Consider the following 20,763-nt stretch of genomic DNA (forward strand, 5'->3'; position numbering starts at 1 on the left):
TTTAAAGTCAACAACTTTTTATAATTAATTTTTGAAGTATTTTGTTTGTGTTTCGCTTTGTTCCGCTCAACAAATATATACTATACAGGCTCACAAAGCTTTTAACAACAGTAAAATTTACACTTTCTTAACAAACGAGAACTCCTATTTAATCATATGCCGAACGATATAGACTATCCATTATATAAAGTTCATTTTTTGATTATATATTCCATAGAATTACTCATTTATCCCTAAGATAAACCTTTAATTTACAAACTTTATCTTTTTTTAAATTTTTATTAAGAAATATAAAAAACGCTGATACTATACATATCAGCGTTTAAACTACATTTCAGTTCTACCGGCAATTGCTTTGGATAAGGTCACTTCATCAGCATACTCTAAATCTCCACCAACTGATAAACCTTGGGCTAAACGCGTTACTTTTATCCCAATAGGTTTTACAAGTCTTGAAATATACATCGCCGTTGACTCACCTTCTAAGTTAGGATTCATCGCTAAAATTAATTCTTTAACTTCATCACTTTTTAGTCGATCGACTAATGCAGGTATATTAATATCTTCTGGACCTATACCATCCATTGGAGAAATAGATCCATGTAACACATGATATAATCCTTTAAATTCTCTCATCTTTTCCATTGCGATAACGTCTTTATCATCTTCAACAACACAGATTACTGAACGATCTCGTTGTTTGTCTTCACAAATGTAGCAAGGATCTTTCTCTGTAATATGTCCACAAACACTACAATAAGTAAGTTCACGTTTAACATCTACAAGTGCTTTCGCAAATTGAACAACGTCGTCTTCTTTCATATCTAATGTATGAAAAGCCAGACGTTGAGCTGTCTTAGGACCAATGCCTGGCAATTTCATAAAACTATCTATAAGTTTGGATATTGGTTCTGGATAATGCATATTATCACATTCCAGGGATGTTTAAGCCTTGAGTATGTTTACCTAGACGTTCTTGTGTTAATTTATCAGCTTTATTCATTGCTTCATTTGTAGCAGCTAATACTAGGTCTTGTAACATTTCAACATCATCTGGATCTACAGCATCTTCTTTGATTTGTACGTCAACAACTTCTTTGTGGCCAGTAACTGTTACAGTAACCATGCCTCCACCTGCTGTACCTTCTACACGTTCTTCTTTTAATTTCTCTTGTTCTTGTTCCATTTTCTTTTGCATTTTTTGCATTTGTTTCATCATTTGTTGCATATTTCCGCCACCGCGCATAATTCCATTTCCTCCTTATAATCCTTCATATTCTTTAAATTATTACTTTGTTTATATTATACATACGAATATTAGCCTTGTCATGTGTGGCTATTCATCTATCATATGAACTGTTTCTTCGCCAAATAAATCTTTTGCTTTTTGTGCTATATCCTCTTGTTCTGGTTCTTTTTCATTTTCTTCCGCTTCATGATGTTGATCTTGTTTACGATTTTGGAGATACTCAGCTCTAACACGTAACCATTGGTCTGAAGGCACGCCTACCACTTTGACTGTTTTATTGACGATATTACAAACAACACTTTCTATATTATTACGTTTTTCATCGTCTTTATTAACAATTTCACAATGAATTTCTTCTTCAAACTTAACTAGTACATGATCTTCACTAGCAGCAACAGGTTCTGAATTTTGAAGTAAGCTCACTAAAGATTTTTTGTCATTATTTTTAGCATGATCAATTACTTCTTGCCAATGATTTTTAAGTAACTTAATGTCATCCTTATTCGCTTTATCTAAAACTTTTGCAATTTGTTGCATTGAAAATGCGTTTTTAGAGCGTTGTTGACTACGCACAGGTTTTTTAGGTTGTTGCGTTTGTCCTGATGTAGCCACTCCTTGAGATTTCAAGGTTTTAAGTTCTTGTTCTAATTGTTCCATACGTTGTAATAAAACATCATTATTAGGCTCTGTGGCAACTTGTGTAGTCGCAACATTTTGTACTGTTTCTGGTTTAGCTTTAATCATTTCCGCTAATTTTACTAACAGTACTTCAAAGTGAACACTTTGATTTACACTAAAACGTATAGAAACTAATGTGTCATTAATGATATCAATCATACGATATAAGGTATCTAAGTCAAAATGAATAAGTGCATCATATTCAACGTCTTGGTTAGACGTTTTGTTCATAATAGTATCTCTAACAAAATAAATCATATCATTAATCAAACGATTAACTTCTTTACCTTCTGTAACAAATTGGTGATATCTATTAAATGATTCTTTAACATCACCTTCAACAATATCTTTAAATAATTCATTAAGTGACGCTTCGTCAACGCTGCCTGTAACATTTAACGCATCTTGTAAAGTTAAGTGTTCATCTCCGAACGCAATAGCTTGGTCCATAATACTTAACGCATCTCGCATACCACCTTCAGATGCCTTGGCAATAAACTCTAAGGCCTCATCATCGTATGGTAATGATTGTGAATCAGCTACATATTTCAAACGATCAACAATTTGATTTAAACTGATTGCTTTAAAATCAAATCTTTGTGCTCTTGAAATAATCGTTGGTGGAATTTTATGAGGTTCAGTTGTCGCTAAAATAAAAATCGCGTGTGCAGGTGGTTCTTCTAATGTTTTTAACAATGCATTAAAAGCCCCAGTAGTCAGCATGTGAACTTCATCTATAATATAAATTTTATATTTTGATTCGCTTGGAGCATATTTAACTTTATCTCTAATGTTTCTAATTTCGTCTACACCATTGTTACTTGCGGCATCAATTTCAATAACATCAGAGTTAGTACCTTGCGTAATGCCTTTACAAATCGCACACTCATTACATGGTTCTCCATCCGAACTATTTGTACAATTGATAGCTTTCGCAAATACTTTAGCAATACTCGTCTTCCCAGTTCCTCTTGGGCCACTAAATATGTAAGCATGAGATTGCTTCCCTTTAGAAATCGCATTTCGCAAAGTTTTAGTTACATGTTCTTGACCAACAACATCATCAAAACTTTGAGGGCGATACATACGATATAACGCTTGATAATTCAACTTAGCACCTCCATTAGCAATTACATTCTATTATATCACGCACGTAAACTTGTTCATCAATAAAAGTGTGTTAACGCATAATACTTGGATATTTTACTTTTCCAATTGGTGGATCTATTAAGTTATCCCATAGAAATTTCACTAATAAAGGTTGTGACTCATCTCCATATTCTGAATATAAGCCGAATTCACTAGCCAGTTGATAACCTAACTTTTTAAAATAGTCTTGTTCTCGGTCAACAACAATCGTTGTATAATCTTGGGATTTAGCTCGTTCTTCAACAGCTTGCACAAGAGCTTTACCTAATCCTTGATTTCTTAATTCTTTTTTTACTGATAAAGACGCGATGGTTAAAGCTGTATATTTCTTTTCTTCCGATGTAACACTTACTTCTATTAGTAAGGCATGTCCAATAACTTTATTTTGCTCATTTTTCGCAATGACTTCTAATTCATAATTATAGTCATCTGATTTTCTTAATTTTTTAACGAGTGCTTTTTCTTGCCAACTCGTTTCAGGTTGATCATCATAGTTTTCTTCAATACTATTCAACGATTCTTCATAATCCACTTCGGTTAAGGTACTCAAGTATATTTGCATTGTTTCACCACCATGTTTGTCATTAGCTATTGCACTTATATATCGCTTTAACTTTATCAAATTATGTCATATTTATCTATTTATAAAAAAGAGAGCGACTCATCGAAAATAAGTCGCTCAAATCTATATTTTGTATAATTAGTTTTTTAAAATTAAAAACCGTGCACCTTTGTATCGAACGTATATCACAAACGTTACCGAAGTCGTTAGCTAAATCTCGGCTACCCTACGGCACATATGATAATCCACTTAATGCTGCTTCCGTCAGGACCTGACATGATTCGTGGGTTCATATTGCATAGGACCGAAATCTTCAAACACTACGTGCTTCGGGCAGACTTCACAAAAATACGCCCTCAACAAAGGAATTAAGTCTCGCATAAAGCGGATTTCGAGTACAGGGAACCGCTACCTCCCCACCTAGCACGGTAAGATTTATAATACTATAATTCCTCTATTGTTTGCAAGCTTAAAATCTTATTCTGAAAAATATCTATTAGAACTATTATATTAAAGAAACTACTGGATAAGATTTTCACGACGCCGAGAAAACTCTTTAAATTTAAAATCTGTCGCAATGTGTTTAGATATATTGTATTGAAACTGAGTTGTATCTTTTAAGTAGACTGTACTTCTTACAGTAGCGGTATAAGGCGGATTAATATCGCCAAATACCTCATCATCTATCTTTGAAAATGGTTCAAAAGTAATTGATTTACTCGAATAACTAATCTCTAGTTGTAAATCATTTTCTAAATAATCATATATGGATTGTCTTGCTACTTCATCACTAATGTTTCCAACAATAGATTTTACGAAGAAATCTTCATCTAAAATTTTTACTTTTCCTTCTATAGAACGTGTACGAATAACATGAATTAATTTATCATCTTTTTCCAAACCTAATTCAAATTGTACTTTTTCTGCATCAGCGGCATTTATTTCTTCATTAATCACAAGTTCAGTATGATGTTTTAAACCCAATTGATGTTGTATCTCTTTAAAACTAATTAATTCTGAAAAAGGAAATTCAGTTATCCCTTGGTATATTACAACAGAACCTTTACCTCTAATTTTTTGAATCATACCATCATTAGCTAATAAATCCAGCGCTTTACGAACAGTTTCTCTCGAAGTTCCATATGTTGTAACTAATTCATTTTCAGAAGGTAGTTGTTCACTATATCGATACACTTCTGTTAAGATTTGATTTTTCAATTGTTCATAAATTGTGATGAATTTCTTTTGTACCATGGTGTATTCCTCTTTTAATCGTATTTACTTTACTATTTCTATAACAATCGCGCCAAATCCTGATATTTTATGCTGATTTATAGTTCCGTTTTGAATAATAGTATCTCCTGATATATCTAAGCCATCAGGTAAAGTGACTTCATCTTTTGAGAAATTAGCTATAATTAACCAAGTTTGATGACGATAATGTCGACGATATACAAATAATTGATTGTGATCCATATACATCGGTTCTATATTACCATAAGTTAAAATATCATTTTGATGTCTTAAATTTATTAATGCTTTATAAGTATGCAGAACGGATTCGGAATCTTTCATTGCTTGTTCAACATTAATCTTTTGATAATTATCGGCAGTAGCAATCCATGACTCTCCTGAAGTAAAACCTGCATTTTCTGAATCATCCCATTGCATTGGTGTTCGAGAATTATCGCGTGATTTTTGGTCTAATATTTCTAGAATGTGTTGTTCTGAATAACCTTGGCTCTTCAAATAATGAAAAGCATTCAAAGATTCTATATCTCTATATTCCTCTATTGATTTAAAATGAGGATTTGTCATACCTATCTCTTCTCCTTGATAGATATAAGGTGTACCTTGCAACATATGTAGTGCAATGGCTAAAGTTTTTGCACTTGCTTGACGTAACTCTTCTGAACTATCATCTCCAAAACGCGAAACAACACGTGGTTGATCGTGATTACACCAAAATATTGCGTTCCAACCTCCACCTTCGTAAATACCCAATTGCCAATTCATTAATATTTCTTTAAGCTGATGAAAATCCATTTTCCCTTTAGCCCATTTTTCTCCATCAGGATAGTCAACTTTCAAATGATGGAAATTGAATACACTACTTAATTCTTGTCGATTAGGATTAGAGTATTTAACACAATGATCAATTGTTGTAGATGACATTTCACCTACAGTCATCATGTCTTTATTTCCAAATGTATTTTGATTTAACTCATGTAAAAATTCATGTACTCTTGGGCCATCTGTATAAAATTCTTTACCAATTTTTTTAGAATCTTTAAATTCACCTTTAGAAATAAGATTAATCACATCAAAACGGAATCCATCCACACCAAAGTCTATCCAATAATTTACAATTTTATATAGTGCTTGTCGTACTTCAGGATTATCCCAATTTAAATCAGCTTGCGTAACATCGAATAAATGTAAGTAATATTCATCTGTTTGTTCATCATATTTCCAAGCATTCCCACCAAATTTAGATTCCCAATTGGTTGGTGGCCCATCTTCTGATGATCTAAAGAAGTAATAATCACGATATGGACTATCCTTAGATTTAATCGCTTCTTTAAACCATTGATGTTCAGTTGATGTATGATTGATTACGATATCCATCATTATTTTAATATTTCTTTGATGTGCCTCTTTTACCAAGAGTTTAAAGTCGTCTAATGTACCAAAATTCTCATTAACCTTCAGATAATTACTTATATCATATCCGTTATCATTCATTGGTGATTCATAAATAGGTGTTAACCAAATATAATCAATTCCTAAAAATTGTAAGTAGTCGAGTTTTTCTATAATACCTTTGAGGTCACCTTCACCATTTCCCGTTGTATCATTAAATGACTTAGGATATATTTGATAAACTACTGACTTTCTCCAGTCTTGTTCTTTCATTGTAAAACCACCTTTTTGTACATTGTTTAATAATAAAAAGCGTTCAGAGGTTTGCTAAACATGAACGCTTTAATTTTATGAGTTAGATGTATCGACCATTTTTTTGGCTTTTTGATTACTAAATCTTGAAAATACTATCGTTAAAATTGCTGGTATAATCGTAGCCACTAATATAGCCGGGATATAAATCCACCAAAATTCATTTTTTATTGAAATAAATGCTGGCCAACCACCAACACCCACTTTACCTAATACTTTATTAGCACCAATGAACCCTCCGAGTACACTTGATGTTAGAATTGCAGAGATAAATGGATATTTCAATGGTAAATTCACACCAAATAATGCTGGTTCAGTAACTCCTAATACACCTGAAATACCTGAAGTAAATGCAAGGCCTTCTTCTTTAACCATCTTCTTACGTTTGTAGACAATCCATGCACCAAATGCTGCTGACCCTTGGCAAATATTAGAAATGGCTAAAATTGGCCATAAATATGTGCCGCCTAAACTACTACCCATTAATTGGAAGTCAACAGCTAAGAACATGTGGTGCAGTCCTGTGATAACAAGTGGCGCGTATAATAAACCATATAAGGCACCACCTAACCAACCTGCATGTTCGAAAACATATGTTACTCCATTTGTAATTCCTGTACCTAATATTAAGGCAATTGGTCCGATAACAATAAATGCCAAGAAGCCTGTTATTAACAGTGCAACTGGACCGACAACTAGCATTTTAATGGAATCATGTACAACTTTATTAAGTACTTTTTCAATTTTTGCCAAAACATATGTAGCTAATAATACTGGTAAAACTTGTCCTTGATAATTCAATTGTTTAATTTCTAATCCAAATAAATTCCAAGTTGGTATATGTCCTTTACCGATATCGTATTGAGAGACAAGTTGTGGATTCATCAAAATAAGTCCCAATACTAAACCTAAAATCGGACTTCCTCCAAACACTCGCATACTACTCCAACCAATTAACGCTGGTAAGAAAATGAAGGCTGTGTTAGCTATAACGTTAATCATATCTGAAATATCCGCAATTTGCGGGTACATTTCTATTAACTTTTTAGGACCAAAAAGACCTTCCATGGTTAAAATGTTATTAATCCCCATTAATAAACCTGCAGTTACAATCGCTGGCAAGATTGGTATAAATATATCCCCTAACAATTTAATCAATCTTTGTATAGGATTCCCCTTTTTCGCTGCAGCTTGTTTAGCGTCATCTTTAGATGCTTCTTCTGCTCCGGTTTCTGCTACAAATTGTTTATAGACTTCATCAACTGTCCCCGGACCAATAACAATTTGGTATTGATGATCTGCTTTGAATTGTCCTTTTACTAAAGGATTATCACTTAATGCATCTTTATCTACCTTGTTATCGTCTTTTAACACTAATCGTAACCTTGTCACGCAGTGTGTTGCAGTGTCTAGATTTTCTTTGCCCCCAATTGCATCTACAATGGCTTTTACATCTTTATTATTTACAGCCATAGCCGTCACTCCTTTGTTTTCTTATGCTGATTATAACTTGTCTAGACAAGTTATGTAAAGGCTTTCAGAAAAGTAGAGTTAATCGTTCAATGTTAAATTCACAAATACGCCATTATTAATATTGATTTAACAGTTAAGAACTAATTATGGACTGCGCAGATTAAAACCTGTATCTATCAAATGTGGACGGACATTACTAATGCATTAAAGATGAGGGTTTTTGACTCCAAAAACAAATAAAAAAGGCAAATACTCATTGATAAATGAATACTTGCCTTTTATATCTATTAGTCTTGGATTTAAAATTCTAATGGCGGAGGAAGAGGGATTCGAACCCCCGCGGCCCGTTAAGGCCCTGTCGGTTTTCAAGACCGATCCCTTCAGCCGAACTTGGGTATTCCTCCATTGAACACAATAAATATATTATAATAGCGTTCATTAAAAGTCAATTCTTTTTTTACACTAGAATTTTTTGATTTAAATAACTTTCAACTGCATCAGCCACTGCTCTACCTTCTTTAATAGCCCAAACAACAAGACTTTGACCTCTTCGAGCATCACCAGCAGCAAAAATTTTCGAATGATTCGTTCTAAAATCTCTATCATTAGCAATAATTTTATTTCTTTCAGTTTTAATACCAAATGATTGTGGAATTGTCGTTTCAGTACCTACAAAACCAATGGAAAGTAATACTAAATCAGCAGGCCAAAATTTTTCTGACCCTTCTCCCATTACAGTTCCATCTTCAGTTTCACTAATTACTTGTGTATAGAGTCCTCTAACATTACCAATATGATCCACATCATACCTCATCGTTTGTACACCATAAGCACGTGGTTCTTGACCAAAACGTGCTTCATATTCCTTATGAGCATAATCCATTTTAAATACTGGTAAGGCTAATGGCCATGACGTATTGGTTTCAAAAGTGATTTCTTCAGGTAATTTCGTATACTTATTAAACTGTACGACAGATTTGCAATTTTCACGTAATGCAGTAGCAACACAGTCTGCACCTGTATCACCTGCTCCGATAATGATGACATTTTTATCTTTAGCTGTTATTGTTACCTCGTCAATTTCACCATTTAAAAATTGAGTTTGTTCAGTTAAATAATCCATTGCAAAATGTATACCGTAACCCATACGTCCTTCTAAAGGTAAGTCTCTAGCATTTTGAGAACCAGTGCATAGAATTATTGCATCATACATCTTTTCTAGTTCTTCACGATTGATATCTACACCTATTTCTATACCTGTTTTGAATGTAATGCCAGCTTCTTCCATTAATTTGACACGACGTCTTACAACATCTTTATCTAACTTCATATTAGGAATACCATACATCAATAATCCACCCGGTTCTTTAGCACGTTCGTATACTGTCACTTTATATCCTCGATGATTAAGTTCATCTGCTGCTGTCAAACCGGCCGGACCACTTCCAACAATTGCAATTGTTTCATTTCTATCCGCTTCAGGATATTTCGGTTTAACCCAGCCATTGTCATAAGCTTCATCAATAATAGTTCGTTCAATACCTTTAATCGCTACTGACTCTCTATTAATTTTCATCACACATGCATGTTCACATGGTGCTGGACATACACGCCCTGTAAATTCCGGAAAATTATTAGTTTCGCTAAGTCTTTCGTAGGCAGTTTTATAGTCACCACGATAAACAAGATCATTCCATTCAGGTATGTAATTACCAATTGGACATCCTATGGTTTCATTCCCATAGGATAATCCACTTTGACAAAATGGTGTACCACAATCCATACATCTTGCACCTTGAATTGAAGCATCATCTTTTGAAAATCGATTTTGAAATGCTTTGTGGTTTGAAAGACGATCAATCAAAGACAACTCTGATAATGCTTGTTTTTCATATTTCATAAACCCTTTAAACTCGCCCATGATAATCCCTCTTTCTTAATAAACTACTGCCGGTTTTAATTTTGTATCTATACTGGTTCTTTCATCATAAAATGCTGCTAACATTGCTTCGTCTTTTTGATTATGATGACGTAATTGAATATCAATTTTTTGCATCATTAATTTATAATCTTTAGGTATCACTTTTACGACTGATTCTGAAATTTGATCGAAGCGTTGTAGTAGTGTTTGTGCTTTTGAACTATGTGTATATTTCACATGAGCTTCTAGCATTGATTTAATAAATTGCTTTTCTTCTTCATATGTCACATCACTAAATTCCAAAGTAGAAAGTGCATGCTTTTCTTTAAATTCATTAACATCACTTGGGAAGATGTAACTAACACCACCACTCATACCTTGACCAAAATTCTTTCCAACGTCACCAAGAATTAATACATGTCCCCCTGTCATATATTCAAGTCCATGGTCACCAATACCTTCAACTACTACATCGACACCACTATTTCTGATACAAAAACGTTCGCCAGCTTTACCATTAATGAAAGCTTTACCTTTCGACGCACCATAGAAACAAACATTTCCTGCGATAATTTCGTTTTCACGTGATTGATTTGGCGCTTGAACTATCACCGTTCCCCCAGACAACCCTTTTCCAACATAGTCATTCGCATCACCATTATGATGTATGGTTAACCCTTTAGGTGCAAATGCTGCTAGACTCTGTCCAGCATGACCTTCCGTATGTACATATATTGTATCTTCAGGCAATCCTTTTTCCCCATATTGTTTAGCAATCGCACTACCAGTAATTACGCCAACATCACGTTGTACGTTCTTAACTGTATAACTTCCTGAAAATGCACGTCCTGCTTCTATACTTTGTATAGCATCAGGATATAAATAATTTAAATCAAAACCTTCATCTAAATGATGATCTTGAGCAATTTGTTTAGTATCTGGTCCTTCTACTATGCTTAGCAAACGCTCAATATCAATAGATGCAGCCTTAGTACCAGGTGTTATATGTGAGGCACGTTGTAATAAATCTGTACGTCCTATTAATTCTTCAACTGTTCTCAATCCTAAAGATGCAAGTATTTCTCTTAATTCTTCTGCAATAAAGTACATAAAATTAACTACGTGCTGTACTTTACCTTTGAATAACGCACGTAAATCTTTGTTTTGAGTAGCAACTCCCACCGGACATGTATCATTATGACAAACACGCATCATAATACATCCAAGTACAACTAACGGTGCTGTTGCAAATCCAAATTCTTCCGCTCCAAGCGCACATGCATACGCTACATCTTTACCAGTAAGTAATTTACCATCTGTTTCTAATTTCACCCTACTACGTAAATCGTTTAATTTTAATGTTTGATGGGTTTCGGCTAATCCGATTTCCCATGGCACCCCTGCATGTTGAATACTCGTTTTAGGGGACGCCCCTGTACCTCCGTCATAACCACTGATTACAATTTTGTCAGCAAAAGCTTTAGCTACACCTGAGGCAATTGTTCCTACACCTGTTTTCGAAACAAGCTTAACAGCGATATCCGCTTCTTTATTCGCATTTTTCAAATCATGAATCAATTGTGCTAAGTCTTCAATAGAATAAATATCATGGTGTGGTGGCGGTGAAATTAATCCTATACCTGGTGTAGATCCTCTTGTTTCGGCTATCCATGGATATACTTTAGATCCTGGTAATTGACCGCCTTCCCCTGGTTTAGCACCCTGTGCTACTTTGATTTGAATTTCTTTCGCATGTTGTAAATAATCACTTGTTACTCCAAATCTACCTGACGCTACTTGTTTGATAGCACTTATTTTACTACTACCGTCTTTTTGAGGTTGATAACGTAATGGATCTTCGCCACCCTCTCCACTATTACTCTTACCACCTAGATGGTTCATCGCTTGTGCTAATGTTTCATGTGCTTCTGCTGAAATAGAACCATAACTCATGGCACCAGTATTAAATCGTTTTACAATTTCAGAGGCTGGTTCCACTTTAGATATATCAATTGGTTTACAAGACTTAAATTCCAATAAATGACGTATAAAATCTTGTCTTTGATAGTTGACCGCATCTGAATACTGTTTGAATAACTTATAATCGTTATCACGACAAGCATGTTGTAATAGAAAAATAGTCTGTGGATTGAAGGCATGATGTTGACCTTGTTGTCTCCATTGGAATGTACTACCAGGTGCTAAATAATCTGAATGATGACTCTGTCTAGCTTTATTTTCATCATCAATTTGTTGAATACTAATACCAGAAATTTTAGATTGTGTACCTGTAAAATATTTATCAATAACATCTTGTGATATACCAATAGCTTCAAAAATTTGTGCCCCTTGATAACTTTGAACTGTTGAAATACCCATTTTGGCCATTACTTTGATTACACCTCCTGATAAAACATCGGTATAAGTTTTAACATTAGCTGCAACCGTTCCTGATAATTGATTATTAATGGTTAATTGTTCTACTGTTTGTTGTGCTAAATAAGGTACAACTGCATTAGCTCCATAACCTAATAAACATGCTACATGATGTACTTCGCGTGTTTCTCCTGATTTTGCAACTATGCTTGTTTCCATTCTTAGTCCTTCACGTATTAAACATTGATGAACATGACTTACTGCTAATAACATTGGCATTGCAAATCCTTCATTAGACTCTAATAAACTATCATCTAATACAATAATTCCTGCACCATCTTTAACATGTTGTATAACCGTTTCTGCCAACAAATCAAGACTATGTTCTAAATTATCTTGATAAATTGTCGATACATATGTTGTTTTAAATTTCTTTACATCGATAACTTCTAACTGTGCTTCTGTCATTACAGGCCTTTTAAGTTGAACGCGATGTAGTACAGTTTGATCTGGTCTTAATAGGTTACCTTCTCCACCTAGATAAGATAGCTCACTTGTAACGATTTTCTCTCTATATGCATCAATAGGTGGATTAGTCACTTGTGCAAATAACTGTTTAAAATAATTAAATAGGGTTTCAGGTCTATCGTTCAAGACTGCGATAGGTGAATCATAGCCCATCGCCCCTATCGGATCTTTCTTTTGAGTTACTAAATCAACGATATATTTATTGATTTCTTCTTTCGTATAAGCGAATTGATTTTGCAATTTTAACAATGTTTTTGAATCTAAATGACTTGAACGATATTCAGTATTCTCAATATTAGCGTCATACTTGTCTGTATGTATCCATTTCGAATAAGGATGTTCGCTTGCAATTTCTGATTTCAAATCATTATTTTCAACTACTTTATTCTGTTTAAAATCAACTAATAATAACTTACCAGGGTTCAATTGTCCTTTAAATGCTACTTCAGATTCAGGTACATCTATAACTCCCACTTCAGATGAGAATACAATGTAATTATCTTTTGTAATCGTGTATCTACCTGGACGTAAACCATTTCGGTCTGTTAAAGCGCCAATTTTATCCCCATTACAAAATGAAATCATAGTCGGCCCATCCCATGGTTCCATTAAATAACTATAAAATTCATAAAATGCACGTACTTCTTTGTCATTTGATTTATTGTAAAGCCACGGTTCTGGAATTAATAACATCGCTGCTTTTTCCGGTTCCATTGCTAAAGATAAAAATTCCAATGCATTATCTACAATTGAAGAATCACTACCATCTTCATCGACAATACGGTGTATTTTATGTTGGTCTTCACCAAATAATGTACGAACTAATTTATTTTGACGTGCACGCATCCAATTCACGTTACCTTTTATGGTATTAATTTCTCCATTATGCATGAGGAGCCTATTTGGATGTGCTCGCTTCCAACTTGGAAATGTATTCGTGCTAAATCTTGAATGAACAAGTCCAAGTTTAGATTGATAAGATTCATGCGTTAAATCCAGATATAAAGATTTAATTTGGTCCGAACGCAGCCAACCTTTATAAACAATCGTCTTATGGGACAAACTTGTAAAATATAGTTCCAAGTCTTCTTTTTCAGCGTAAAATTCAATTTGCTTTCTAGCTAAGTAAAGTTGTTTTTCAATATGATTAACGTGTCTAATATCTACAAATACTTGTTGAATATAAGGCATTGTATCCGCAACATGTTGTGCTACTGCTTCTTTATTGACCGGCACATCCCGGTATCCAATAATTTTTAGTCCTTCATTTTCGAAATATTGATTCAATACAGCTTCATGATTGCTTCCTATCACTCTCTCTTTAGAGAAAAACATACCAACAGCATACTCGCCTTCATCTGGAAGCTCTAAATCAGAGAAATGTTCAAAGAATTCAAAAGGAATTTCTGTCATGATCCCCGCACCATCACCAGTCATTCCATCAGCGCCAACACCGCCTCGATGATCTAATCTACACAACATTTCCAATGATTTTCCAATAACATCGTGAGTTCTAATATTATTCATATTAGCGTAAAAACCAATACCACAAGCATCATGTTCCTCACGATAGTCGTATAATCCCTTTTTTAGCCTCTCATTATACATGATGCACACTCCCTTTTAGAATTTTCTGACAATTGATACATGATAATAAATAATATAATGTAATTTTTTCATCTGTTCAATATATAAATTAGATAATATTTATCTAAAAAAGAGAATGATTTGTGTATAAACTGTTATAATAAGTGTTAAATGTAATCAAGAAGCATGGATTGTTAAAGCGAGGGGTTTAATCATGGAAATAAAACAACTTAAATATTTTGTAGAAGTCGCTCGACGCGAACATATTTCAGAAGCTGCACTAGAATTAAACATTGCTCAATCAGCTATAAGCCGCCAAATAACCCAATTAGAAAAGGAACTACACGTCTCTTTATTTAAAAGAAGAGGTCGAAATATTTTATTAACAACTGAGGGCAAACAATTACTAGAAGAGGCAACTAAAATTTTGGATCAGTTTGATAAAACTGTTCAATTATTTCAGCATCAAAATATATTGAGTAATCAAAGTATTTATTTATCCTATAGTGAAAGTGACGTTTCCAATATACTAGGACGACTTGTCCAAACATTTGAACAGCAAACAGAAAGTCTTATTTTTCCAGACTTAAGCGAGGATGAAACTATTTTAGAAGGTGTTTTAGCGGGAGAAATAGATATTGGCATTGTTGAATTAACCGATCAAATCAAGCATCATACAAACCTAATTATGACGCCTTTATTTGAAGAACACTATTACTTATATTCAAACAAAAACAATCCAATTACATTCGCGTTACAACCACAATTACAACAATTACAACAAGAAAATGTATACTGTCTAACAGCATTACCAGAGTCTATTAAAGATAAATTGTCATCTTCAATCCGTACGATTACAGATATACAATTAGCACAATATCTTTTAAAGAATGAAAGAGGTGTAGTTATTACCCCCCAAACGATTTCATTAGATAAACAGTCAAACCAATGGACTAAGGTATCACTTAGTCATACGGAATTAAAGCGTACAATTTGCGTTATTGCTAAAAAGGAAAATCTCAAACCAGATTTACCAATAGCATTACAAACAATAAAAACCTTATTCAACAAAACATCTACATATCATTAAATATGAAATCATCAAATGAACTAATTTAAATAGACAACTTTTATAGCCTTAAAAATTAAAGGCTACGTTAATTTTTGAAATATAAATCAAATAATCGTATAATCATTCTATTATTTCAACTGTAGAATTGAGGGTTATTGAATGCAATTCCATGCCTTTTTCAAAAATAAATTTTATTGGATCGTTATGATATTCATCTTCCTTTTTATAGGATTATTTATCTTTACGTTATTTAACGAAAAGTTCTATCAAATGCCTATAGGTAAAGTTACAGATGTACAAAGAGTCAATACACAACATGTGACTGACGAACAGCATAACAAAGATATCAAATATAAAGATCGACTTACTATCCAAATTTTGAATGGTAAATTTGAAGGCGCTAAATCAACGATTACTAACGACTATGTTAAGTCACAGGCTGATTCAGAACGTTTTTCTAAAAACGATAAAGTTTTATTACATATCTCTAAAAAACCGAATGATGCTTATATTATTGAAAAAAAGCGTGATAGTCTTGTCCTCCTTATAACCGGTGTTTTCCTTATTACTATACTATTAGTAGGTAGACAAGTTGGCTTGCAATCCATTCTGTCACTCATATTAAATTCAATAGCAGTATTAGGAGCCATATACATTCATAATCAAATAGGTAGCACTAGTCTATTCTTATTAATGGTAATAGCTATGATTGTATCGACAACGCTCACTCTATTACTCGTTATTGGATGGCGAATGCGTACACTTATCACTATTATCTCAACATTAGCCGGAACCTTCCTTTGTATAGGTATTGCTGAGCTAGTCATTCGTATGACACATGGCAACGGTATTAAATATGAAACGATGAGTTTCCTAACATTACCACCTAAAGATGTATTTTTAGCTTCTGTGTTAATTGGTTCACTAGGAGCTGTGATGGATGTTGCTATCACTATTGCTAGTGGTATGAATGAAATACTCCAACGCACACCACAAATTAGTATGAAAAGATGGGCTCTTGCTGGAAGAAACATTGGGCAAGATATTATGGGAACAATGACAAATATTTTATTATTTTCCTATTTAGCTGGTAGTTTGCCTATATTCCTTATTTATTTAAAAAATGCTAATACCATTACTTATACTATTTCTATGAATTGGTCATTAGAAGTTGCCCGCGCTCTAATAGGTGGTATTGGTATTGTCTTAACGATTCCAATTACGATTGCTCTAATGGAATTATGGTTTAAAGTAAGGGGGCATCAACGATGAGTGCTATTACTATATTAAGTCTCTTATTATTAATATTAATGATTATTTTTGGTGGTAAAAAAGGATTAATATCATTTGCTACATTATTCTTAAACTTTATTGTACTCATTATTAGCATCTTAATGATTATCTTTGGAGTCCCTATCTATCTCACGACAATTATATTTTGTATCGTTGTAGCTGCATGTAATTTATTCATCTTAAACGGTTACGACGTTAAAACACAAGCCGCCTTTATAGGCACACTTGTAACGACAGTAATTTTAATTTTAGCCATATACATCTCAGTAAATGTTGGTCATTTACAAGGTTTCGCTACAGAACAACAAGACGAAACATATGTATACTCAATGAACATTGGCATCAACATGGTCCAATTCATGATATTTACTATCGTTTTAGCAGTGATAGCTGCAGTGATCGACCTAGCCATAACCATTAGTTCACCTATGTACGAACTCAATGAGACGAACCCAAATTTAAGTCAACATCAATTATTCCAATCAGGGATGCGTGTAGGTAGAGAAATTTTAGCCACATCTGCAAACACAATATACTTGGCCTATTTTGGCGGTCAGTTGACTTTGTTTTTCTGGTTCTTCAAACTCAATTATTCATTCGGTCATATCATTAATTCAAAAATATTTGCACAAGAATTTATCTCAATCCTATTCGGTGGTATCGCTGTTGCTATAAGTATCCCTATCACCGCATGGATAACTGCATTTTTAATTAAAAGAAAAATAAATCAGCCAAATACAAAACAATAAAACAAAGCAGAACGTAGGAATGAAACATGCTTCATCATTCTTATCTACGTTCTGCTTTTTAAATTGTATGTGACATAACATAAACAGGTTTACCTATCATTGTAGATTTACCTGTATGTCGATAGCCAGCTTGTTCATATATATATTTCGCTTTTGGATTATCAGTATTTACAACTAAAACAATTTCATTAATATGTGGATATACTTCTTTAATATACTGATCAAGTTGTTGTATTACATATTTACCAATGCCTTTACCACGATAACGAGCATCTACAACAAATGATCTAAAGAAAATCGCATTAGGATTAGATGAATACGATTCTGGACCGTCACCTTCGTGTAAAGTAAAGAAAGCCAAACATTGCTGCCCTTCCATCACTAGGGTAGGATGTCTATTTCCATTTGTCTTTGCAGATGCTAAGTTATCTAATGGTGGTTTAGCAAATCGTAAATCATCATCTAATAATTCTATTGATTTTACTGCATCATAATATTTATCTTTATATTTCAATATATTCATATTCTCACCTATTTACTCTGCAGACATTTCATTAATCCATTTTAAAACGGCAGGTGCAATCATATCAACATTATCTTTATTAATCCACTTAATATCAGTAATCTCATTATCTGTATGTATATTATCCCAATTGATCGCTGTGGTAGCACGATATCCGTTTAGTTCTGTAAGCATATTTTCCTGCGGATAAGCTTCACCTACTACTGTGCCTATATATGATAACTCACTATCTGAAAGATGAAGATTTAATTCTTCTTTAAGTTCTCTGATAAGTGCTTCTAATTGTGTTTCTCCTTCATCAATTTTACCACCCGGGAAATAATATTTTTCACGATGACGCACTTGTACAAGTAAAATTTGATCTTTTGTTTCTTCAACTAAACAAACACACTTAATCATGTAATTAACTCCCTTTTCCAATATTTTAAAATTCAAAATATATTTAGTATTATGTTATCATAATTCCACTAAAGGTTTGTTTCATCATTTTATAATTTTTAGTGTATAATTAATAAAATATGGGTAATCAGTATATCAAACCAATTACATTGGAGGTAAAATCATGGCAACAAAATCAAGTACAACACGTTTATCAAATTTATTTGGAATCGCAGGCTTTATTGTTGATGGATATAATGGTATTAGATATGATGCTAAAAATAAACAACTTGTTTATTTATCATTAGGTTTAAGTGCATTAGGAACAATCATAGACTTTTATGTATCAATTAAATCTGCTAGTAAATTCCGTAAATTAAACGCTTTAGTATCTTTTGCAATTAATGGTACACGTTTATTTACTAGCTTTAGAAAAGTTAAAAACGAATACTCAGATGATTTCAAATAAACACAAATAAATTTTTAGTAGCCTAGGACATTGGTGTCTTAGGCTATATTCATTCATATCATCAAACTAACGTCTTCCTATTTTTCACATTTCATTTTAACCAACTATTTATCAAAATATTTGTAATTTTCATTAAAAATCTTACTATGACAATAATTCAAAATTGAATAATGTTGGATTTATCATTTTATAATAATCTATAGATACTACCGAAAGGAGCTTGCAACATGATTTATACAGTCACGTCCACTTTACCTCCCTCACATGGTGGTAGAACACAAGCCTTATTAAGAAGAATAAAGTTAATCGATGAAGAATTTAATGTACCGACTAAAATTTTGACGACGAATTATAATAGAAACTATCCCAATATTTATAAAAAATTTTTAGAAGATCATAAAGTTACAGATAATATAGAATTTGAAAATATTTATGAATGGTTAACAAACTTCAAAATTTATGATGTTCCAAAGACCAAAATTTTAAAGAAACCAAAATATAACAAAGTATCAAAACGTATTTCTGGTCTTAAAGCTGAAAAAAATCCTCAAAATCATGAAATTAAATATTATGACAAAAATCATCAATTAGTACGTTTTAGAAAATATTTTTCTAACAACTCAATATTACATTACGAAGATGTTATCTCTCCAGAAACAGGTATGAAAACAATGCGTCATGAATACAACTCTTATGGTTATTTACATAGAGTACTTCACTATTTTGACGGTTCAAAAAAGAAAAGCCAGGAAATGATGTTTTACCCTGACGGTGAAATGTACTGTGAACGTCATTTTAAAGATAATGATAAAAATAGTGTGAATCTTGTTAAATTACTTAAAAACGGAGAAGTCTATGAAACTTTCTCTGACGACAAAGCTTTTGCAAAATACTATTTTGAACATAAATTCAATGATGATGATATCGTATTCTGCGATGCTAGACTTTTAGACGATCCGCTACTCTCCCAATCACATCAAACACGAAACATATTAGTTCTGCATAGTTCACACTTATCTGGTGAAAAAATTAAAAAATCATTTAAATACGCCTTTGAACATAAAGAAAATGTAGAAAAATTTATCGTTTTGACTCAGCAGCAAAAAGAAGATATTCAACAAATGTACGATATTGCAGATAACCAATTTACACTTATACCACATTTTATTGAGGATACTACAGCTAAAGAGCCAACTAAAGACGATGAAAAAGAAGACCGCTTCGTGTTTATAGGTAGATTCAGTAAAGAAAAACAATTAGATCACTTACTCAAAGCTTATAATGAATTTCTTAAAAGTGGTCATCAGACCAAATTGGCGCTTTTCGGTAGAGATGTGGATAATCAAAGAGCAATGATGGATGATTTAATTGAAACATATCAGTTAAATGACAAAGTGAGTATTCACAAATATACATCGAATCCATTAGCAGAATTCAAAAAATCTAAAGCATCTCTCTTAACAAGTAGCTACGAAGGATTTGGTTTAACGATTATGGAAAGTATTTCAATGGGTTGTCCAGTTGTTTCGTACGATGTTAGATACGGTCCGAATGAAATTATTGACCATGGTCAAAACGGTTACTTAGTAGAAGCCAACAATATTAATCAGTTGGCTGAATATATGACTCAAATTATCGAACATCCATTAACAAATGTTAAAAATAATGAAAAACTTTATTATTCATCAGCAGTAAATAACTATAAGCAATTGCTTGAACATTTAAATGTAATTTAATGCTAAACATCCATCTTACCTATTCAAAGGTGAGGTGGATGTTTTATTTGTGAATAATATAATTG

Annotated in this window: 16 protein-coding genes, 1 tRNA gene and 1 other RNA gene; 5 read left to right on the top strand and 13 right to left on the bottom strand. The window is 33.0% G+C overall.

The window, feature by feature from the left end; genetic code table 11:
- Positions 1-327: 327 nt before the first annotated feature.
- The 11 genes from recR to gltB form a co-directional block, all read right to left on the bottom strand.
- Positions 328-924: a recombination mediator RecR gene (recR, locus tag HMPREF3125_RS01925; protein WP_017638323.1), complete on the bottom strand. Its 597-nt coding sequence runs from the start codon at positions 922-924 to the stop codon at positions 328-330.
- A 4-nt stretch (positions 925-928) separates the two neighbouring features.
- Positions 929-1,246, bottom strand: coding sequence for a YbaB/EbfC family nucleoid-associated protein (locus tag HMPREF3125_RS01930; protein ID WP_017638322.1), 318 nt, complete (start codon positions 1,244-1,246; stop codon positions 929-931).
- A gap of 90 nt (positions 1,247-1,336) precedes the next feature.
- A complete protein-coding gene (gene dnaX, locus HMPREF3125_RS01935) occupies positions 1,337-3,037 on the bottom strand; it encodes a DNA polymerase III subunit gamma/tau (RefSeq protein WP_017638321.1) in 1,701 nt (566 codons plus the stop codon).
- A gap of 70 nt (positions 3,038-3,107) precedes the next feature.
- Positions 3,108-3,638, bottom strand: a complete 531-nt coding sequence (locus HMPREF3125_RS01940) for a GNAT family N-acetyltransferase (protein WP_070451585.1) — start codon at positions 3,636-3,638, stop codon at positions 3,108-3,110.
- 159 nt (positions 3,639-3,797) lie between these two features.
- An RNA gene (gene ffs, locus HMPREF3125_RS01945) (signal recognition particle sRNA large type) lies at positions 3,798-4,067 on the bottom strand.
- A 90-nt stretch (positions 4,068-4,157) separates the two neighbouring features.
- Positions 4,158-4,892, bottom strand: coding sequence for a trehalose operon repressor (gene treR / locus HMPREF3125_RS01950; RefSeq protein WP_070451587.1), 735 nt, complete (start codon positions 4,890-4,892; stop codon positions 4,158-4,160).
- Positions 4,893-4,916: 24 nt separating this feature from the next.
- The gene (treC, locus tag HMPREF3125_RS01955) at positions 4,917-6,554 is read right to left on the bottom strand and encodes an alpha,alpha-phosphotrehalase (RefSeq protein WP_070451589.1); all 1,638 of its coding nucleotides are present in this window, start codon (positions 6,552-6,554) and stop codon (positions 4,917-4,919) included.
- A 75-nt stretch (positions 6,555-6,629) separates the two neighbouring features.
- A complete protein-coding gene (treP, locus tag HMPREF3125_RS01960; protein WP_070451591.1) occupies positions 6,630-8,066 on the bottom strand; it encodes a PTS system trehalose-specific EIIBC component in 1,437 nt (478 codons plus the stop codon).
- 311 nt (positions 8,067-8,377) lie between these two features.
- Positions 8,378-8,470 (bottom strand) — tRNA-Ser (locus tag HMPREF3125_RS01965).
- Between the two features lie 53 nt (positions 8,471-8,523).
- Positions 8,524-9,987 carry a glutamate synthase subunit beta gene (locus tag HMPREF3125_RS01970; RefSeq protein WP_017638316.1) on the bottom strand — a complete coding sequence of 488 codons (1,464 nt, stop codon included), beginning with the start codon at positions 9,985-9,987 and terminating at the stop codon, positions 8,524-8,526.
- 15 nt (positions 9,988-10,002) lie between these two features.
- Positions 10,003-14,499 (bottom strand): glutamate synthase large subunit, encoded by a 4,497-nt coding sequence (gltB, locus tag HMPREF3125_RS01975; protein ID WP_070451593.1) that lies wholly within the window; start codon positions 14,497-14,499, stop codon positions 10,003-10,005.
- 193 nt (positions 14,500-14,692) lie between these two features.
- Here gltB and gltC point away from each other — a divergent pair, with 193 nt between their 5' ends.
- The 3 genes from gltC to HMPREF3125_RS01990 all read left to right on the top strand — a co-directional run bounded on the left by gltC (position 14,693) and on the right by HMPREF3125_RS01990 (position 17,592).
- Positions 14,693-15,568 (top strand): glutamate biosynthesis transcriptional regulator GltC, encoded by an 876-nt coding sequence (gene gltC / locus HMPREF3125_RS01980; protein ID WP_017638314.1) that lies wholly within the window; start codon positions 14,693-14,695, stop codon positions 15,566-15,568.
- Between the two features lie 141 nt (positions 15,569-15,709).
- On the top strand, positions 15,710-16,822 hold the full coding sequence (locus HMPREF3125_RS01985) for a YibE/F family protein (RefSeq protein WP_070451595.1): 1,113 nt from the start codon (positions 15,710-15,712) through the stop codon (positions 16,820-16,822).
- Positions 16,819-17,592, top strand: a complete 774-nt coding sequence (locus HMPREF3125_RS01990) for a YibE/F family protein (protein WP_070451597.1) — start codon at positions 16,819-16,821, stop codon at positions 17,590-17,592. The genes HMPREF3125_RS01985 and HMPREF3125_RS01990 overlap by 4 nt, the downstream gene beginning before the upstream one ends.
- A 58-nt stretch (positions 17,593-17,650) precedes the next feature.
- On the opposite strand, the gene HMPREF3125_RS01995 is transcribed toward HMPREF3125_RS01990, so the two are convergent.
- Positions 17,651-18,115, bottom strand: a complete 465-nt coding sequence (locus HMPREF3125_RS01995; RefSeq protein ID WP_070451599.1) for a GNAT family N-acetyltransferase — start codon at positions 18,113-18,115, stop codon at positions 17,651-17,653.
- Between the two features lie 12 nt (positions 18,116-18,127).
- Positions 18,128-18,514, bottom strand: a complete 387-nt coding sequence (locus HMPREF3125_RS02000) for an NUDIX hydrolase (RefSeq protein ID WP_070451601.1) — start codon at positions 18,512-18,514, stop codon at positions 18,128-18,130.
- Between the two features lie 163 nt (positions 18,515-18,677).
- Here HMPREF3125_RS02000 and HMPREF3125_RS02005 point away from each other — a divergent pair, with 163 nt between their 5' ends.
- Together HMPREF3125_RS02005 and HMPREF3125_RS02010 are read left to right on the top strand one after the other, a co-directional pair.
- On the top strand, positions 18,678-18,962 hold the full coding sequence (locus HMPREF3125_RS02005) for a hypothetical protein (protein ID WP_017638309.1): 285 nt from the start codon (positions 18,678-18,680) through the stop codon (positions 18,960-18,962).
- 227 nt (positions 18,963-19,189) lie between these two features.
- The gene (locus tag HMPREF3125_RS02010) at positions 19,190-20,698 is read left to right on the top strand and encodes a glycosyltransferase (protein WP_029056565.1); all 1,509 of its coding nucleotides are present in this window, start codon (positions 19,190-19,192) and stop codon (positions 20,696-20,698) included.
- Positions 20,699-20,763 lie beyond the last annotated feature (65 nt).

Source organism: Staphylococcus sp. HMSC13A10 (assembly GCF_001808005.1).
In the GTDB taxonomy this organism is placed as follows: Bacteria; Bacillota; Bacilli; order Staphylococcales; family Staphylococcaceae; genus Staphylococcus; species Staphylococcus pasteuri.

What these genes read in the sequence shown, in the direction of transcription:
- HMPREF3125_RS01990 (WP_070451597.1), top strand. Translation starts at nt 16,819, where the DNA reads ATGAGTGCTATTACTATATTAAGTCTCTTATTATTAATATTAATGATT.
- HMPREF3125_RS02000 (WP_070451601.1), bottom strand. Translation starts at nt 18,514, where the DNA reads ATGATTAAGTGTGTTTGTTTAGTTGAAGAAACAAAAGATCAAATTTTA.
- HMPREF3125_RS01940 (WP_070451585.1), bottom strand. Translation starts at nt 3,638, where the DNA reads ATGCAAATATACTTGAGTACCTTAACCGAAGTGGATTATGAAGAATCG.
- HMPREF3125_RS01970 (WP_017638316.1), bottom strand. Translation starts at nt 9,987, where the DNA reads ATGGGCGAGTTTAAAGGGTTTATGAAATATGAAAAACAAGCATTATCA.
- HMPREF3125_RS01995 (WP_070451599.1), bottom strand. Translation starts at nt 18,115, where the DNA reads ATGAATATATTGAAATATAAAGATAAATATTATGATGCAGTAAAATCA.
- HMPREF3125_RS02010 (WP_029056565.1), top strand. Translation starts at nt 19,190, where the DNA reads ATGATTTATACAGTCACGTCCACTTTACCTCCCTCACATGGTGGTAGA.
- recR (WP_017638323.1), bottom strand. Translation starts at nt 924, where the DNA reads ATGCATTATCCAGAACCAATATCCAAACTTATAGATAGTTTTATGAAA.
- gltB (WP_070451593.1), bottom strand. Translation starts at nt 14,499, where the DNA reads ATGTATAATGAGAGGCTAAAAAAGGGATTATACGACTATCGTGAGGAA.
- treC (WP_070451589.1), bottom strand. Translation starts at nt 6,554, where the DNA reads ATGAAAGAACAAGACTGGAGAAAGTCAGTAGTTTATCAAATATATCCT.
- gltC (WP_017638314.1), top strand. Translation starts at nt 14,693, where the DNA reads ATGGAAATAAAACAACTTAAATATTTTGTAGAAGTCGCTCGACGCGAA.
- treP (WP_070451591.1), bottom strand. Translation starts at nt 8,066, where the DNA reads ATGGCTGTAAATAATAAAGATGTAAAAGCCATTGTAGATGCAATTGGG.
- HMPREF3125_RS02005 (WP_017638309.1), top strand. Translation starts at nt 18,678, where the DNA reads ATGGCAACAAAATCAAGTACAACACGTTTATCAAATTTATTTGGAATC.
- treR (WP_070451587.1), bottom strand. Translation starts at nt 4,892, where the DNA reads ATGGTACAAAAGAAATTCATCACAATTTATGAACAATTGAAAAATCAA.
- HMPREF3125_RS01985 (WP_070451595.1), top strand. Translation starts at nt 15,710, where the DNA reads ATGCAATTCCATGCCTTTTTCAAAAATAAATTTTATTGGATCGTTATG.
- HMPREF3125_RS01930 (WP_017638322.1), bottom strand. Translation starts at nt 1,246, where the DNA reads ATGCGCGGTGGCGGAAATATGCAACAAATGATGAAACAAATGCAAAAA.